Raw genomic sequence first — 17,364 nt, forward strand, 5'->3', positions numbered from 1 at the left:
CTGGACACCACGCAGCCTATGCCCGTCTGCCCCCCGGCTCAAGGGCACACGCACGCGCCGCACTCTGGACCGGTTGCGCCCTCGCCTGCCATTGCGGAAAACCCCAAGGAGGGCAGCGCACGGCCCCGGCCTCCCGAGGCCTGCGGACAGGTCCACGCACCGCGTGCGTAGAAATCTCCCCGACACCTCAGGCCTATCCACGAGAGCGCATGGCTAACACCCCCTTAAGATGAGCGCCTTCACGACAGGGAAGGGACTGCCATGCTGCGCACACTGGGTGCCGAATTGTTCGGAACATTCTGGCTCGTCTTCGGAGGGTGCGGCGCGGCCGTCCTCGCGGCGGGCTTCCCCGACCTGGGTATCGGCTTTGCCGGGGTCGCCCTCGCCTTCGGGTTGACCGTGCTGACCATGGCCTACGCCGTGGGTGGTATCTCGGGCGGGCATTTCAACCCGGCGGTCTCGCTCGGCCTTGCCATTGCGGGCCGCTTTGCCTGGAAGGACCTGGTACCCTACTGGATCGCGCAGCTGCTGGGCGCGATTGTTGCGGGCGCCGTCCTCTACGCCATCGCCTCGGGCCAGCCGGGCTTTACCGCAGGAGCCTTTGCCTCGAACGGCTTTGGAGACCTCTCGCCCGGTGGCTATTCGCTAAGCGCCGCGCTCCTCGCCGAGATCGTACTGACCGCCGGTTTCCTGATCGTGATCCTGGGCGCCACTTCGGCCTATGTGCCGGGCGGCTTCGCGCCCATCGCCATCGGACTTGCGCTCACGCTCATCCACCTCGTTTCGATCCCCGTCACCAACACCTCGGTGAACCCGGCCCGTTCGACGGGCGTTGCCCTCTTCGCCGAAACCGACGCGCTCGCCCAGCTCTGGCTGTTCTGGAGCGCCCCCATGATCGGCGCAGCGCTGGGCGCGCTCATCTGGCGCTTCATCCTCACCCCGGGCGATGCGCTGGCCAACATCGGCGGCGAGACCTGAGCCAGTTCCTCTCGCGAGGTATAAAGAGCCCCGCATAGGCGTGATGAAAGGGAAATGGCGCGCCCGGCAGGGTTCGAACCTGCGGCCCCAAGCTTAGAAGGCTCGTGCTCTATCCAGCTGAGCTACGGGCGCGCACATCAGGGCTCATAGCGCGCTTCGGGCTTTGCGCAAACCGCCTGAGGCGTGCAATCAACGCTTTGTTTGGGGGGAAAGGCAGGTTAGGCAAAGCGCCATGGCACAGGCGCATCCGCAAGCATCCACCTCCTCGAACCTCACCCGTATCGACGGGAAGAGCGGTGGGCGGCGCCACTTTCGCTATTTCGACTACGCGATGGCCGCCTTCGTCGCGATCCTGCTGCTCTCCAACTTGATCGGCGCGGCCAAGCTGACCACGGTCGAGGGTTGGACCTTCGGGGCAGGCATCCTGTTCTTCCCCGTCAGCTACGTGCTGGGCGACGTGCTGACCGAGGTCTATGGCTATGCCAACGCGCGGCGCTGCGTGTGGGTGGGCTTCTTCGCGCTGATCTTCATGGCGTTCATGAGCTTTGTCGTCGTCGCCATGCCCCCGTCGGCCGACTGGGGCTGCGCGGCGAGCGCCGATCCGCTGCTGGCCGACGTCGTGTCGGCCACCAACCCCGGCACCGTGTGCCAGTCCACCTACGTCTCGGTCTTCGGCAGCACCTGGCGCATCGTTGCTGCCTCGGTCGTGGCCTTCTGGGCAGGCGAGTTCGTCAATTCCTACGTCATGGCCAAGATGAAGGTGTGGACGAAGGGCCGCCACATGTGGATGCGCACGATTGGCTCGACGGTTTTCGGGCAGGCGATGGACAGCGCGATCTTCTACCCGGTCGCGTTCCTGGGCGTGTGGACGGGCCAGTCGATCCTTGTCGTCATGCTCACCAACTGGGCGCTCAAGGTGGTTTGGGAGGCCGTCCTCACCCCGCTGACCTACCTCGTCGTCGGCTGGCTGAAAGCGCGCGAAGGTGTGGACGTCTTCGACGACAACCTCGACTTCTCGCCGTTTGCCAAGACCGACGCGGTCTGAGCGCGCCATCACAGGGCGCCTCTTGGCAAGCCGGGCCCGAACCGGCTAGGCCCGCGCGGCCCATGCTCGACCGCCTGTTCCTCTCCCGATTTCGCAACCACGGCGAAACCGTCCTTTCGGGCACGGCGCAGTTCAACCTGCTGGTCGGTGAGAATGGCGCGGGCAAGACCAATGTCCTGGAAGCCATCAGCCTGATCGCACCGGGGCGGGGCCTACGCCGGGCAGGTCTTCCCGAAATCGCAGCCCAGGACGGGGGCGGCGGCTTTGCCGTCAGCGCGGACCTGTGCGTGCCGGGCGCGGCTCCCGTGCGCCTCGGGACAGGCACCGCGCCGGAAAGGCCGACCCGGCGGCTGGTTCAGGTCAACGGCGCCAACGCGACGGCCACGAGCCTTGCCGAGTGGCTCTCCATCGGCTGGCTGACCCCGGCGATGGATCGCCTCTTCACCGAAAGCGCAGGCGGACGGCGGCGTTTTCTCGACCGGCTGGTGCTGGCTCTTCGCCCGGCCCATGCCGGACACGCGGCCCGGCTGGAAAACGCGGTTCGCGAACGCAACCGCATGCTCACCGATCCGCGCACGCCCGACCCCTGGTGGCTCGACGCGATCGAGCTCCAGATCGCCGAGGCGGGAAGCGCCGTCGCGCAGGCCCGCGCGGACCTCATCGCCCAGCTGGACGCGGTCCTGGCCGCACTCCCCGACGCGCCCTTTGCCCGGCCCGCCCTCACCTACCGCCCCGGTGGCCCGATTGCGGCCGAGGCGCTGGCCGAGGCCTTGCGCGAAAGCCGCCCGCGCGAACGCGCGGCCCAGCGCACGCTGACCGGGCCCCACCGCGACGAGCTGGAGGTGATCATGGCCGCCAAGAACCAGCCCGCCGCGGACTGCTCGACCGGGGAGCAGAAGGCCATGCTCATCGCCCTTGTCCTAGCCCATTCGCACCTTCTCGAGAGCGGCGGCGAGACGCGCCCGCGCCTGCTGCTGCTCGACGAGGTCGCCGCGCATCTCGATCCGGTGCGGCGCGAAGCGCTGTTCGACCGGCTTCGCACGGGCTCTGCCCAGGTCTGGCTGACCGGCACCGAGACCGCGCCGTTCGGACCGATCCTGGAGGAAGCCGCCGTCTGGCACGTGCGCGAAGGCACCGCGACGCGGATGTAACCCGGCCCGGGCACGAAAAAGGCCCGCCCGGCGCTCCCCTTGCGAAGAGGCCGAGCGGGCCTTTTCAACCGGCCAAGCCGGATCGAATCAGGCGGCGGCCTTGATCTCGACCAGGGTCAGGCCGAAGTGCAGGTCTTCGCCCGCGAGCGGGTGGTTGCCGTCGACCTTGACCGCCTCTTCACCGATCTCGGTGATGACGAGGTTGACGGTCGAGCCGTCCTGCTGGCGTGCGGCGAGCTCCATGCCGATCTGCGGCTCGGGCTCGGCGGGCAGGTTGCTGCGCGGGATCTCGACGATCATTTCCTCGCGGCGCGGGCCGAACGCGTCGGCGGCAGCGATGGTCACCGACTGCTCGGAGCCCACTTCCATGCCGATCAGCGCAGCTTCCACCTGCGGGAAGATTTCCGAACCGCCGATGGTGACCGTCTGCGGGCCTTCCTGCTGGGTGCTGCCGACAACCTGACCGGCATCGGTGCGAACTTCAAAGTTGATGAGCACGGTATCGCCGCTCTTTGCGCTCTGCATAGATATTCCTTCGGGATAATTCGTTCCGACGCGCCGTGCCCTCCAGGCCCCCCGCGCATCGCTCGTTCGGCGCTGTGAAACACGCGCCAGCTTGGCCCCAAGAGTCGCAGACCTGTGCCTGCGCGTCAACCGAAGTGGCCGGACGGCGCCCCGGGGCGCCTCTTGGGACAGGCTATCTGGGGCCTACCTCCCGATCTTCAAGCGATCTTTTTCAGCCGCCTTCCGCAGCGTCCTCACCCTCGTCCTCGACCGGAGGCAGCGCGCGCGTGACATCGTCCAGCGTGGCGCTGACGATGGCATCCACGCCCAGAGCGGTGGGATGGACATGATCGTCCTGCATGAGGTCGGGCTTGTCGATCACCGACTGGAGGAAGAAGGGCACCAGCGTCACGCCCTCCTCCTGCGCGATCTGTGGGTAGATCGGATTGAACTGCTCGGCATAGTCCATGCCCAGGTTGGGCGCGGCCAGCATGCCCAGAAGCACCACCTCAATATTGTCGGCCTTCAGGCGCGCGACGATCTCTTCGAGGTTCCTGCGGGTCTCCTCGGGGGGAAGCGAGCGCAACATGTCGTTGCCGCCCAGGCTGATGATGACGAGCTCGGGCTTTTGCGGCTGGCTCTCCAGCGTGAAGTCGAGCCGCGCGAGGCCGGCCGCCGTGGTGTCACCCGAAACGCCCGCGTTGGTGATCCGCGCGTTCACGCCGTGCGCGCGCAGCGCCTGCTCCAGCCGCTCTGGATAGCTTTCGCCATCGTCCAGACCATACCCCGCCAGCAGCGAATCCCCGAAGGCAAGAATACGCCGTTCCGGCCCCATCACCGGCATGGCCGCCCCGACATCCCCCACTCCCGCACTCGCCGGAGCCGAGCTGGGCGCGGGATCGCCGCAGGCCGAAAGCAGGACGAGGGGCAGCAGCGGAACCACGAAATTCAGACGGCGCAAGGACTTCTCCATATTCGGCGGGCTTGTGAAATGCGTAAATCTCCCCCCATATGGGAGCCGTGACCCGATCTTCCCACTCCCCGTCCGACAATTCCCCCGCCCCCTCGCCCGCGATACACGCGCGGGACCTGCGCCTGACGCTGGGCCAGAGTGCGAGCGCGGTCGAGATCCTCAAGGGCATCGACCTCACCGTTCCTGTGGGCCAGACGCTGGCGCTGCTGGGGCCCTCGGGCTCGGGCAAGTCCTCGCTGATGTCGGTCCTCTCGGGCCTCGAGCGCGCCAGTTCGGGCGCTTTGCAGGTCGCAGGCGCGGACTTCGCCGGAATGGAGGAGGACCAGCTCGCCCGGGCCCGTCGCGGGCGCATCGGCATTGTCCTTCAGGCCTTTCACCTGCTGCCCACGATGACCGCGCTCGAGAATGTCGCGACGCCGCTCGAACTCGCCGGGATCAGCGACGCCCACGAACGCGCCGAAGCCGAACTGGCGGCGGTCGGCCTTGGCCATCGCCTCGGCCACTACCCGGCCCAGCTTTCGGGCGGCGAGCAGCAGCGCGTGGCAATTGCCCGCGCGCTGGCACCGCGCCCCACGCTCGTCTTCGCCGACGAGCCCACCGGCAACCTCGACCAGGCAACCGGCGAGAGCATCGTCGAACTGCTCTTCGCGCGCCGTGCCGAGGCGGGCGCAACGCTCGTCATCATCACCCACGATGCCAGCCTGGCGCAGCGCTGCGAGCGCATCGTCACCATTGGCGATGGCGTGATCGCCCACGACAGCTTGCCCGCGTTCGCGCCCGATGTCTGAGCCCCCGGTGTCTGCGCAAACGTTGCCCTGGGCGACTGCCTGGAAGATCGCCCGGCGCGACCTTCACGCGCGTTTCAAGGGTCTGCGCCTGCTCCTCGTCTGCCTGTTCCTGGGGGTCGGGGCGCTTGCCGCCATCGGCACGCTGACCGGCTCGATCGAGCGCGAGCTGACCAGCCGGGGCCGCGAAGTCCTGGGCGGGGACATCGAACTGCGCATGTGGCAGCGCGCCCTGACCGAGCCCGAGCGCACGGCCCTGCACGAACTCGGCACGGTGTCGGAAGGCACCCGCATGCAGGCGATTGCCCGCAAGGGCGATCTCACCGCCCCCGTCGCCCTCAAGGCCGTGGACACGGCCTGGCCCCTCTACGGCACGCTGGCCCTTGCCGATGGCCGCGACGTGGGCGCGCCGCCCGCAGGGACCTCATGGATTGCCCGGGGCACCGCCGCACGTCTGGGCCTTGAGATCGGCGACAGCTTTTCGCTTGGCGGCGAGACGGTCCGGGTCGGCGGGATCATTGCCAGCGACCCCGAACAGCTCTCCGAGGGCTTCGCGCTGGGCGACCTCGCCATCGCGTCCGCCGACCTGCCGGCCAAGGCCAACCTCACTGCGCCGGGCGCCATGTACCGCAGCGCCGTGCGCGTACGCTTCGATGCACCCTCGCGCGATGCCGAGACGACGGCCGAGGCCCTGACCGAAACCTTCGGGGAGGACGCCTTCCAGGTCCGCACCCACGAAGCTGCCTCCCCCTCCACCGCCCGCTTCGTCGAGCGCATGGGCCAGTTCCTGATCCTCGTGGGCCTTGCCGCGCTGGTCATCGCCGGGATCGGTATTGGCGGCGGCGTCTCCTCCTACCTCGAGGCCCGGCGCTCCTCGATCGCCACCTTGAAGGTCCTTGGTGCCACCAGCCGCGACATCGCACGCATCTACCTCCTGCAGGTGGGCAGCGCCGCGCTTGCTGGCAGCCTTGCAGGCCTTGTAGCCGGCGTCGCGGTCACCCCGCTTCTCGCCCGCGCGCTGGGCGATCTCCTCCCGGTCGACACGGGCACCACGATAGACCCCGCGGCACTTGCGACAGCCGCCGCGTACGGCCTTCTTGTCGCGCTGATCTTCGCCGCGCCGCCGCTGGCGCGCGCGCGCAGTTTCCCGGCCATGGCGCTGATGCGCGCGGGCGTCGCCCCCTTGCGCGCGAACCTGCGCACGTTCGCGCTTCCCGTGGGCCTTGGCCTTGCCGCCATCGTTGCGCTCGCGCTTGTCAACGCCGCGCAGCCGATGGTGACGCTCGGCTTCCTCGCAGGATCGGCGCTGCTCCTTGGCCTCCTCGCGGCACTGGGCCTTGGCATCCGCACGCTGGCCGCCCGCCTGCCGCGTCCCGGCGATCCGATCCTGCGCGCCGGACTTGCCAACCTCTCGCGTCCCGGCGCACAGACAGGCGCGCTTGTCACCGCGCTGGGCTTCGGGCTTTCGGCCTTCGTCCTGATCGCCGCGATCCAGACCAGCCTTGATGGCAACATGCGCACCGCGCTTCCCGACCGCGCGCCCGACTACTTCGTGCTCGACATCCCCAAGGCCGGAGCCGAGGATTTTCGCGCCACTGTCGAACGCACGCTGCCCGGCTCCAGCGTCCGCATCGTGCCCAACCTACGCGGCCGGGTGATCGCCTATGGCCCGAAGGACGCAATGACCCGCGTCGCCGACCTCGACGAGCGCCCCGAGGGTGCCTGGGCGCTGCGCGGCGAGCGCGGCCTCACCTATGCCGAAACGATCCCCGAGGGGAGCACGGTGACGTCGGGGCAATGGTGGGCAGCAGATTACTCCGGCGAACCGCTCGTCTCGATCGACGAGGAATTTGCAGAGGCCGTGGGCCTGAAGGTGGGCGACTACCTCACCGTCAGCCTGCTCGGTGTCGAGCGCACCGCGCGTATCGCCGCGCTGCGCCGGATCGACTGGGACACGATGGGTTTCAACTTCGTGATGGTCTTCTCGCCCAACACGCTGGCCGATGCCCCGCATAACCTTGCCGCCACCATCGAGACCGGGGGTGAAGGCACCGCACGCGATTTCCTCCCGGTGCTGGCCCGTGAATTTCCTTCGAGTTCGGTGATCGAGACCGGCTCGCTGCTGACCCAGGCGCGGGGCATCCTCGACCAGATGACACTGGCGATCCTGGCCGCGGCCTCGGTCGCGGTGCTGGCGGGTCTTGCCGTGCTCCTGGGGGCGATTGCCGCCGCCCGCGCCAGCCGGACCTACGACAACGTGATCCTGCGCGTGCTGGGCGCCAGCCTCCGCCAGTTGCTTGTCCTCCAGATCGTGGAGTACGGCGCACTCGCGCTGGTGCTGGGTCTTGTCGCGCTGGCGTTGGGGAGCGCGATGGCCTGGGCGGTCATCACCCAGCTCTTCGAATTCGAATGGCTCCCCGACTGGCCGCGCATTCTCGCCGTCCTCGCCGCCGGGCTGGTCCTTGTCCTCGCCTTTGCGCTGGGCGGCTCACTCCCGCAGCTGCGCGCCCGGCCTGCCCGCGCCCTGCGCGAACTCTAGCTACGAAAAAGGGGGCAAGGGCGCCGTGCCCCTGCCCCCTCTTGAGGTTCGCGGTCTTTCGCCTCAGGCGAAGACGTCGGCGCCTTCGGCAACTTCACGCGGGTCGCGGGTCTTGTAGACCAGCGTGCTCGCGATCATGTCGTGCAGGCCCTGCTTGCGCTGGGTGAAGGCGACCATGATGTAGCCGATCAGCAGGATCAAGCCCGACAGGATCTTGGCGAAGTAACGTCCGGTCGCCCGGCCAAAGCTGATGCGCTGGCCATTAAGATCGGTCACGACCAGCCCGATCGCGAGCTTGCCCACCGTCGCCTGCATCTTGGAGCTTTCCAGAAGCGCGAAGTAGAGCCACTGCGCAACGAAGCTGATCAGAACCGAAGCGGCCACCATCGGGCCCATGATCAGATCCTCGTTGCCGCCCATGAGCGCCGCGTTGAAGCCCACGCCCAGCCCCAGGAAGCCGGTCACGATGGACAGGGCGATCTGCAACAGGATCGCATCGATGAAATAGGCGAGAACCCGCCACCAAAAACCGCCGTACGGCACCATAAGAGCCCCTCTCTTTTCTCAGATGACCGATTTCAAACATCGGCCAGATGACCAATTCGTCCCACGTACGGCGCAAATTTTCAAAGATTTTCGAGTGACTTTCCACCAATTCGATGCCCCCAAGGCATCGGGCTGCCCCAGTTCACTGTGCAAGGGCCGGACCCAAGATAGCTTGCCGCCATGCAACATTTCCGTTAAGGGCGCGCGGATTTTGCAGGCAATCGTGCCCCGCAATGCGCCCCTCTTATTTTGAAGGCCTCCGCATGTCCGCCCCGCTTCCCTTGCGCAATATCGCAATCATTGCGCACGTCGACCACGGCAAGACCACCCTCGTCGACCAGCTCTTCCGCCAGTCCGGTACCTTCCGTGACAACCAGCGCGTCGAGGAGCGCGCCATGGACTCGAACGACCTCGAGAAGGAACGCGGGATCACGATTCTCGCCAAGCCGACCTCGATCGAGTGGGAAGGCCTGCGCATCAACATCGTCGACACCCCGGGCCACGCCGACTTCGGCGCCGAGGTGGAACGCATCCTCTCGATGGTCGACGGCGTTGTCCTGCTCGTCGACAGCTCGGAAGGCGCGATGCCGCAGACCAAGTTCGTGACCGGCAAGGCGCTGGGCCTGGGCCTCAAGCCCATCGTCGTCGTCAACAAGATCGACCGTCCCGACGGCCGCGCCGACGAAGTGCTCAACGAAGTCTTCGACCTCTTCGTCAGCCTCGATGCCAACGACGAACAGCTCGACTTCCCCGTCCTCTACGCCTCGGGCCGCAACGGCTACGCAAGCGATGACATCGAAGCGCGCGAAGGCACGCTGGAGCCGCTGTTCAAGCTCATCCGCGACCACGTCCCGGCCCCCGACCTCGACGTCGACGCGCCCTTCTCGTTCCTCGCCACGCTGCTCGACCGCGACAACTTCATGGGCCGCGTCCTCACCGGCCGCGTCCAGTCGGGCGTGGTCAAGATGAACGACCCGATCCGCGCCATGGACCGTCAGGGCAATGTCATCGAGACCGGCCGTGCGTCCAAGCTGATGACTTTCCGCGGCCTTGACCGCGTTCCCGTCGAGGAAGCGCGCGCGGGCGACATCATCGCACTTGCCGGCCTTGAAAAGGCCACCGTCGCGCACACCATCGCCGATCCCTCGGTGACCGAACCCATCCAGTCGCAGCCGATCGACCCGCCGACGCTCGCCATGCGCTTCTCGGTCAACGACAGCCCGCTCGCGGGCCGCGAAGGCGACAAGGTAACGAGCCGCCTGATCCGTGACCGCCTGATGCGCGAAGCGGAAACCAACGTCGCCATCCGCGTCACCGAGAGCGAGGACAAGGACAGCTTCGAGGTTGCCGGTCGCGGCGAACTGCAGCTGGGCGTCGTCATCGAGACCATGCGCCGCGAAGGTTTCGAACTGGGCATCTCGCGTCCGCGCGTGCTCTTCAAGGAAGACGAGAACGGCGCGCGCACCGAGCCGTACGAAACCGTCGTGATCGACGTGGACGACGAGCACTCGGGCACGGTCGTCGAGAAGATGCAGCGCCGCAAGGCCGAGCTGACCGACATGCGTCCCTCGGGCATGGGCAAGACCCGCATCACCTTCTCGGCCCCCTCGCGCGGCCTCATCGGCTACCACGGCGAGTTCCTTTCGGACACGCGCGGTACCGGCATCATGAACCGACTGTTCGAGAAGTACGGTCCCTACAAGGGCCAGATCGAAGGCCGCCTCAACGGCGTTCTGATCTCGAACGGCAGTGGTGAAGCCAACGCCTACGCGCTCAACAACCTGGAAGACCGCGGCATCCTGTTCGTGGCTCCGCAGGAAAAGCTCTACGAGGGCATGGTGATCGGCGAGAACGCCAAGCCGGACGACCTCGAAGTGAACCCGATGAAGGCCAAGCAGCTGAGCAACGTGCGTTCGTCGGGCAAGGACGACGCGATCCGCCTCACGCCGCCCAAGGTCATGACGCTCGAGCAGGCCATTGCCTACATCGACGACGATGAAATGGTCGAAGTGACCCCGCAGTCGATCCGCCTGCGCAAGGTCTACCTCGACCCCAACGAGCGCAAGCGCATGAGCCGCAAGAAGGCTGACGCGTAAAGCCAGGCCCTGCGAGCCGACCGGCGCTTCGTGCGCCGGTCCGCTTAGAAAAACCCCCGCCCGCACCTGCTGCGCGGCGGGGGTTTTTCGTTGGTGCGCCTGATTCGCGCGTCCTGTCCTTCTCCCCCGTGGCACGCGGCAAAGGGGCAAAGGGACGCTTTGGATTCGGGCGAGCCGGGCCACTGCCACCCACCCCACATGGCGTGGCCGTTTCGGAACCATTTCCAGCCTGTAAATTCCGGCAGAGTGCTCTTGCGCAAGGGTAGGAATGACTTGCATTAGCAAGCCCATGCTCTCGCCCCACCTACCCCCAAACCAGCTCCTGGTATTGGCCTACCTGCTCAAGACCCGCAGCGTAAGCACGACCGCGCTCATGCTGGGGATGAGCCAGCCCAGTGTCAGCCGGGCCCTCGCCCGCCTACGCGAGGTTCTCAAGGACCCGCTCCTGGTGCGCTCGGGCAACCAGATGGCCCGAACCTGGCGCGGCGAGGAACTTGTCGACCGCCTGACCGACTGGGTCGCCGCCACGACCAGCCTTCTCGACGAGGCCGACTTCGATCCGGCCCGGCTCGAACGGCGCTTCCGCATCGCGACCACCGACTTCGGCGTGCAATCCGCCTGCCTGCCCGCCATGGCGCGCCTGCGCGCCGCCGCGCCCTCGCTCGCGCTTGACCTGCAGCCGCTCGGTCATGCCTCGCACCGCCAGCTCGCGCATGGCGAGATCGACCTTGCCATTTCCGGCCTCGATCACGATCCTGAGCAGGTCCACCGGAAACTCCTGTTCACCGACCACTTCGTCTGCGTGACCCGCAAGGACCACCCTCTCGCGCGCCATGGTGAGGGGCCGGTGCCCCTGGGCGACTTCCTTGCCCACCCGCACCTCGGCCTCACCGTCAGCGATGCGGAGCTTGATCGTGTCTCGACCGCACTTGGCGAAGCGGTGCGCCACCGCAAGGTCATGCTGAGCGTGCCCTACTTTGCCCTAGCACCGGACCTCCTGCTGGCCGGAGACCTCGTCACGGTCGTCCCTTCACGCCTTGTGCATGCCCGCCCCCGCCGCGACGAACTCGCCATTCTCGGCGCCCCGGAGGGCCTTGGCCCCTTCCCCTACTGGCTCTTGTGGCATGAGCGCAGCCGCAACGATCCCGGTTCGATCTGGCTGCGCGAACAGTTGCTCGCTGCGAACGCGGAGCCGGCCTCCGAGGATTGAGGGCGCATACGATCACAGAAAAAGTCGACAGAAGGAAATGCGATTCAAGGGGGCATCCCCCCTTGACCCCAAACCTGGCCACGTCATCCCTTTGGACCAAGGTGGCGCACCAGAGGTGAGGACACCGGTATGGGGAGCCAGAGGGCTACGACCCTCGGATCGCGGCTTTCGCGTGCCAGACTTTCCGGCACGGCGCGAAGGATCAGGGCATCTATCATCCCGCGCCAGAACCTGTGCCCGGGCGATCACATCCTCAGCCCCCGTCACCACAAGGCCTCCTTGCGCTATCCACACCTGAATAAGACCTATTCGCATTTGATCGTTGCGAGTGCGTCGCAGTAGTGCAAGAGCGCAACACGCGAACAATTCGCAATATCAGATATGGTGATGCCGAACGTGAAGAAGCCGATCAGTGCGCTGCGCCTCAGCGCCGCGATGTGTGGGATTGCAGCGAGCCTTGTCGCCCTTCCGGCCGTGGCCGATGACGCGGCCGACATCGGCGATCCCGGCCAGATCGTCGTCACCGCATCGACCCGCGCGCAGGAGGTGAAGGACGCCCCGGCCTCGATCAGCGTGATCACGCGCGACGACATCGAGCGCCTTCCCTACCGCGAGGTCACCGACGCGCTGCTCGAAGTACCCGGCGTCACGGTGACCACGGGCGAAGGCAATAGCCGCGACATCTCGATCCGCGGCATGTCCCCGCAGTACACGCTGATCCTCGTCGACGGGAAGCGCCTGAGCGCGCGCGAATCGCGTACCAACGGCGGCTCGATCTCCGAAGGTGGCCTCCTGCCCCCGCTGGAATCGATCGAGCGTATCGAAGTCGTGCGCGGGCCCATGTCCTCGCTCTACGGTTCGGACGCAATGGGCGGTGTCGTCAACGTCATCACCCGCGCCATTGCCGACACCTGGTCGGGCAGTCTGCGCGCCAACGGCACGATGCAGCTCTCCGACACCTTCGGCAACTTCGGCGATGCCAACTTCTACCTCTCCGGCCCTGTCACCAAGGGTGTCGGGCTCCAGGTCCAGGGGTCGCTCAACCGCCGCTCGGAAGACAGCGTGATCGGCGGCACGCCGGAGCGCCGCGACGAGAGCCTGGCCGGCAAGATCGGCTTCGAGGCTGGCCCCGACCACCGTTTCCTTGTCGAGGGAGGCTATTACAGCCAGCAGACCCTTTCCACGGTCGGCACGTCGGTCGAGGCCAACCGCGGCACCGAGGACCCGGATGGCACGATCTACGCCATGACCCAGCGCCGCTACGTCGGTTCGGTCAGCCACCATGGCGACTGGGGCTTCGCCAGCGACGACACCTACGTCCAGTACGAGGACGCCAAGCACGTCGAGGGCCAGAAGCGCATCCGCAACACCGTCGCCCAATCAATCTGGGCGATCCCGCTGCCGTCCAACAACCTGACGCTGGGTGGTTTCTACCGCAACGAGGACATGACCGACCTCACCAGCAACGGCCTCTCCGGTTCCAGCCGCACCGGCGCCTCGCGCACCAACTGGGCGCTCTTTGCCGAGAATGAGCTGGAAATCTCGGGCAGCCTCCATCTCACCGGCGGCCTGCGCCTTGATGATGACCAGCAGTACGGTACGCACTGGACGCCGCGCCTCTACGCGGTGTGGAACGCCACGCCCGAGATTACCTTCAAGGGCGGATACTCACAGGGCTTCCGGGCGCCGAACTTGCGCCAGACCCTCGTCGACTGGGGGCAGAACAGCCGCGGGGGGACGATCTACGGCAACCCCGACCTGAAGGCCGAGACCTCGCGCACGTTCGAGGCCGTTGCCATGTTCGACAGCGGCCCGCTCGAAGCCAGCGTCACGGCCTACGACACCAAGTTCCATGACCGCATCACCCGCATCACCTGCTCGCAGGCCTCCGCCTGGTGTATCGACGAGCCGCTGAGCTCGATCGGCCGTCCTCCCACGACCTACGTCAACATCGACGAGGCGCGCGTGCGCGGTATCGAGGTCACGCTGAACCTGCGCCTGACGCCGACACTGCGCCTGACCACCAGCGGCACGCTCACCGATTCCGAACAGCTCACCGGCGACAATGCGGGCCGCGCACTCAACGACACGCCCAAGGAGCAGGCCTCCGCCTCGCTCAACTGGCGCCCGGACGAACGCCTGAGCGCCTACGCCCGCGCCATCTATCGCGGCAAGGAAGCGGTCACGGAAGCGCAGATCAGCGGCACGAACGTCTTTGCCGCCTCCTACACCACGGTTGATATCGGCGGGACCTACCGCATTTCACCCGAGTTCAGCCTGCATGGCGGTATCCAGAACCTCTTCGACAAGCGGCTCGACTACGATACCTCGGGTTACGTCATCGATCCGGCCCGCCTGTGGCTGGGCGTGACCGCGCGGTTCTGAGAAGGGAGAGCCGGGCAAGGGCAAAAAGGCGACAAGGCGTCGCCCCCTAGTCGGCCTCCTCACCTCTCTCACCAAAGGCGGCTTGCCTGAAGTAAGGTCGACAGTTTGGGGAGCCCGAGGGCGTTGGCCCTCGGATCATCCTTCCTGGCTGCTCGGCCCCAAGTTCAGCCTTGCATGGCGGCTCCCAGGTCCCAAGATTCCCGCAAGACCTGTCCATAGTGCTCCAGCACAGCATCCGCCCAGCTTTCCGGGCTGTGGCACAGGTCGCGGTAGTGCGCCCGGCCAGCTTCGGAAAATTCGCGCGCAAGCGCATCGTCGGCATGCAGTTTCGCGATGCCTGCGGCGAACTGCGCTATATCCGCCGTATCGAGCGCGAGGCCAAGTCCGGCCTCTGCGATCTCTGGTCCCACCAATGCCCGCTCGCTGACAATGACGGGCAGGCCCGAGCCGATCGCCTCAAGCGCGACGAGACCGAATGGCTCCGACCAACGACTGGGCATGACCGCCACGCGCGCCTCGGCCATGGCCTTGGCCACGCCTTCGCGATCGAGCCGCCCGAGGAAGCGGGCGCCGGGATGAAGCGCACGCAAAGCGCCCTCATCGGCACCTTCGCCCACAAACGTGATCGGCACGCCCGCCTCCTTCGCCGCCAGAGCGGCGAGATCCGCGCCCTTCTCACGCGAAATACGTCCGAGGAAGAGAACCCCACGGTTGGCCTCGGTCCGCACGCGCGCATCGCAGGGCGGGGTCACCGGATTGCGCACAGCATGAAGCTTGTCTTGGGGCCAGCCCCCCTGATGAAACAACCGTGCCTGCCCAGGATGGATCAGCAGCATGCGCGCCGCGTTCGAGGCTCCCCCCAGCCAGTGTCGGCGCAAGGCTTCGCGCCCGACACGCCAGAGCTTCTGCGCCTGGGAATTCTTGTCGCAGCGGCGCACGATACACGCCCGTGACAGGGGCTCCAACGCGCAATCGCGCTCCTCCCGGTAATCGAAAAAGCCTCCATTGGGGCACGCATTGAAATAGTCGTGCGCGTGCAGGACAAGACGCCGCGCGACCGGCTTCAGGGCTGCAAAAACAGACGGTGAGAGGACCTTGGACCAGCCGTGCAGATGATAGATCGTGCCGGGCGTGTCATACATCGCAATCCATTCCCGCACGCTGCGCAGCACTGCCGGATTGTGAAGCCCCAGCCCCAACGCACCGGGCCGGGAACGCGCCAGCAAGTCCTTTCCCCCCAACGGTACGAAGGCGACATCCTCACGCGTGAAATGGGCGCCCGTATCCCCGGCAATGAAAGTGACCGGAATGCCCCGCGCCCGCAATTGCCCAATCAGCACCTGGACCAGGTGGGATGCCCCACCCAGCACTTCGCTGAAATCGTGCAGAACGACCACTCGCTCGGGCCTCACTCCCACGCCGCGTCCTCCTCCCGGAAAGAAATCCTGCGCCGACTTCAGGCAGGTGTCCAGCCTTCGCATCTCAGAAGTAGCGCGCGCCGATGCGCACCGTGTCTCCCGGCATCACCGCCGCCGCACTGGTCAGTGCGTAGGCCGTTTCCTCCCCTTCCAGCGCGTGCCGGATGTAGACCACCTTCTCGTTGGCACGGTAGGTGAAGCCTCCCGCCTTCGCGACCAGGGCATGGACCGACATGCGCTGGGCATAGCCATATTCACCAGGCCGGGTCACCTCGCCCAGGATGAAGACCGGGCGGTACTCGGCCATCGTGAGATTGACCCTGGCATCGCGGACGTATCCCCCTGCGAGCAGGGCCTCCAGTTCGGCGCGCGCCTGCGCCAAGGTCTTGCCCGTGACCGGAAAATCCCCCGCCATGGGCAGCGTGATCGCACCCGCATCGTTCACCACGTAATCCCCGCTGAGCGCTTCCTCGCGGAAGACTTCAAGGTGCAGCTGATCACCCGGAGACAAGCGGTATTCCACCACTCCCACGCTCGGAAGTTCCCGGCTGACCTGCGCACCACATCCTGAAAGCGCCAGAAGGCCCAGCGCCATCCCCAAACGAAACTGCATGATCCGTCCCCTTCCTCTCATGTCATCGCTGGCGCGGCCATCGGCCCGCGCACGCGTAGCTTCTCCACCGCAGACAGGATGCCTGCATCGAATACCTCGGGTGCAAAGCGCTGTGCGTTCGCAACGGCTGCGGCCGGATCGAACTCGGCCTCCCACCGCTCGAACCGGCTGATGGCGTCACATAGCGACTCGACGCTCTGCTCGGGGAAGAACAGCCCGGTCTTTCCGTCCACGATCGAATCCGTGACCCCGCCTTGCCCAAAGGCGATCACCGGCCTGCCGCTGGCGTTGGCCTCCACCGGAACGATCCCGAAGTCTTCCTCCGGCGTGAAGACAAGCGCGCGGCAGGTCGCATAGGCTTCCTTCAGTTCCGAAAAGCTCAGCCGCCTGCGCACCTCTACATTGGGACCGGCGCGCCGCTCGATCTCGCGCACCATCTCCCCATCACCCACCATGAGCGCGGGCACGGCCATGCGGTTGAAGGCCTCCAGCGCGACATCGGCGCGCTTGTAGGGGGTCATCTGGCTAACCCAGAGGTAGCGGTTGCTGACCTGCGACGATGGCGCGAATTCCGATACGCTGACCGGGGGATGCACGACCTCGGCTTCGCGCCCCCAGACCTTGCCCACGCGGCGGGCGATGAAACGGCTGTTGGCGAGGATCGCATCGACGCGCTGTGCGGAACTGACATCCCATTGGCGCAGGCGGTGGAACATCGCGGGCATGAGCGCCCGGCTGAGCCGCCCCGCCGCCGACTTGTAGTCCTGGTAGTGATCCCACAGATACCGCATGGGCGAATGGCAGTAGCAAAGGTGAAGCGCGTCATTGCGCGTGATGACGCCCTTGGCTGGGCCGGATTCGCTGCTGATGACAAGATCGTAGGCACGCAAGTCGAGTTCCTCGAGCGCCATCGGCATGAGCGGCAGATACTTCTGGTAGTGCTTGCGCGCGCCCGGCAGCCGCCCGATGAAGCTTTCCTGCACACGCGCCCCACGCAAGGCCTCGGACATGCGCGCCGGATCGTAGACATGGGTAAAGATATCGGCCTGCGGGAAGAGACGCAGGAGCCGCTCCAGCACCCGTTCGCCGCCCCGCATGCCCACCAGCCAGTAGTGGACGAG

Annotated in this window: 14 protein-coding genes and 1 tRNA gene; 8 read left to right on the forward strand and 7 right to left on the reverse strand. The window is 66.6% G+C overall.

All coding sequences use genetic code 11. From position 1 onward, the window contains the following. Positions 1 to 261: 261 nt before the first annotated feature. Positions 262 to 978 (forward strand): aquaporin Z, encoded by a 717-nt coding sequence (gene aqpZ / locus LC060_RS19325; RefSeq protein WP_226638346.1) that lies wholly within the window; start codon positions 262 to 264, stop codon positions 976 to 978. A 55-nt stretch (positions 979 to 1,033) separates the two neighbouring features. Here aqpZ and LC060_RS19330 read toward each other — a convergent pair. Then, positions 1,034 to 1,110, reverse strand: a tRNA-Arg gene (locus LC060_RS19330). A gap of 100 nt (positions 1,111 to 1,210) precedes the next feature. Here LC060_RS19330 and LC060_RS19335 point away from each other — a divergent pair. Together LC060_RS19335 and recF are read left to right on the forward strand one after the other, a co-directional pair. Further along, positions 1,211 to 2,023, forward strand: coding sequence for a queuosine precursor transporter (locus LC060_RS19335; RefSeq protein WP_226638347.1), 813 nt, complete (start codon positions 1,211 to 1,213; stop codon positions 2,021 to 2,023). A gap of 62 nt (positions 2,024 to 2,085) precedes the next feature. Next, the gene (gene recF, locus LC060_RS19340; protein ID WP_226638348.1) at positions 2,086 to 3,174 is read left to right on the forward strand and encodes a DNA replication/repair protein RecF; all 1,089 of its coding nucleotides are present in this window, start codon (positions 2,086 to 2,088) and stop codon (positions 3,172 to 3,174) included. 87 nt (positions 3,175 to 3,261) lie between these two features. On the opposite strand, the gene LC060_RS19345 is transcribed toward recF, so the two are convergent. Together LC060_RS19345 and LC060_RS19350 are read right to left on the reverse strand one after the other, a co-directional pair. Further along, positions 3,262 to 3,699: an FKBP-type peptidyl-prolyl cis-trans isomerase gene (locus LC060_RS19345; protein WP_039392589.1), complete on the reverse strand. Its 438-nt coding sequence runs from the start codon at positions 3,697 to 3,699 to the stop codon at positions 3,262 to 3,264. 211 nt (positions 3,700 to 3,910) lie between these two features. Further along, on the reverse strand, positions 3,911 to 4,639 hold the full coding sequence (locus LC060_RS19350; protein WP_226638349.1) for an arylesterase: 729 nt from the start codon (positions 4,637 to 4,639) through the stop codon (positions 3,911 to 3,913). 50 nt (positions 4,640 to 4,689) lie between these two features. Between LC060_RS19350 and LC060_RS19355 the strand changes: the two genes are divergently transcribed. Both LC060_RS19355 and LC060_RS19360 read left to right on the forward strand, forming a co-directional pair. Then, the gene (locus LC060_RS19355; protein ID WP_226638350.1) at positions 4,690 to 5,439 is read left to right on the forward strand and encodes an ABC transporter ATP-binding protein; all 750 of its coding nucleotides are present in this window, start codon (positions 4,690 to 4,692) and stop codon (positions 5,437 to 5,439) included. Next, positions 5,432 to 7,975: an ABC transporter permease gene (locus LC060_RS19360; RefSeq protein ID WP_226638351.1), complete on the forward strand. Its 2,544-nt coding sequence runs from the start codon at positions 5,432 to 5,434 to the stop codon at positions 7,973 to 7,975. The genes LC060_RS19355 and LC060_RS19360 overlap by 8 nt, the downstream gene beginning before the upstream one ends. Before the next feature lie 63 nt (positions 7,976 to 8,038). On the opposite strand, the gene LC060_RS19365 is transcribed toward LC060_RS19360, so the two are convergent. Then, a complete protein-coding gene (locus LC060_RS19365) occupies positions 8,039 to 8,521 on the reverse strand; it encodes an RDD family protein (RefSeq protein ID WP_226638352.1) in 483 nt (160 codons plus the stop codon). A 263-nt stretch (positions 8,522 to 8,784) separates the two neighbouring features. On the opposite strand from LC060_RS19365, the gene typA reads away from it, so the two are divergent. The 3 genes from typA to LC060_RS19380 all read left to right on the forward strand — a co-directional run bounded on the left by typA (position 8,785) and on the right by LC060_RS19380 (position 14,212). Then, positions 8,785 to 10,617 carry a translational GTPase TypA gene (gene typA, locus LC060_RS19370; protein ID WP_226638353.1) on the forward strand — a complete coding sequence of 611 codons (1,833 nt, stop codon included), beginning with the start codon at positions 8,785 to 8,787 and terminating at the stop codon, positions 10,615 to 10,617. A gap of 268 nt (positions 10,618 to 10,885) precedes the next feature. Beyond that, positions 10,886 to 11,827: a LysR family transcriptional regulator gene (locus LC060_RS19375; protein ID WP_226638354.1), complete on the forward strand. Its 942-nt coding sequence runs from the start codon at positions 10,886 to 10,888 to the stop codon at positions 11,825 to 11,827. A 396-nt stretch (positions 11,828 to 12,223) separates the two neighbouring features. Beyond that, on the forward strand, positions 12,224 to 14,212 hold the full coding sequence (locus LC060_RS19380) for a TonB-dependent receptor domain-containing protein (protein WP_413465138.1): 1,989 nt from the start codon (positions 12,224 to 12,226) through the stop codon (positions 14,210 to 14,212). Between the two features lie 164 nt (positions 14,213 to 14,376). Here the strand turns inward: LC060_RS19380 and LC060_RS19385 are convergent, their stop codons facing one another. The 3 genes from LC060_RS19385 to LC060_RS19395 form a co-directional block, all read right to left on the reverse strand. Beyond that, on the reverse strand, positions 14,377 to 15,630 hold the full coding sequence (locus tag LC060_RS19385; protein ID WP_226638356.1) for a glycosyltransferase family 4 protein: 1,254 nt from the start codon (positions 15,628 to 15,630) through the stop codon (positions 14,377 to 14,379). A gap of 64 nt (positions 15,631 to 15,694) precedes the next feature. Further along, a complete protein-coding gene (locus tag LC060_RS19390; protein WP_226638357.1) occupies positions 15,695 to 16,243 on the reverse strand; it encodes a polysaccharide biosynthesis/export family protein in 549 nt (182 codons plus the stop codon). A gap of 17 nt (positions 16,244 to 16,260) precedes the next feature. Beyond that, entirely contained in the window at positions 16,261 to 17,340 is a 1,080-nt protein-coding gene (locus LC060_RS19395; RefSeq protein WP_226638428.1) for a glycosyltransferase, read from the reverse strand. Positions 17,341 to 17,364: the final 24 nt, after the last annotated feature.

It is taken from the genome of Novosphingobium profundi (assembly GCF_020524485.1).
GTDB classification, from domain to species: Bacteria; Pseudomonadota; Alphaproteobacteria; order Sphingomonadales; family Sphingomonadaceae; genus Novosphingobium; species Novosphingobium profundi_A.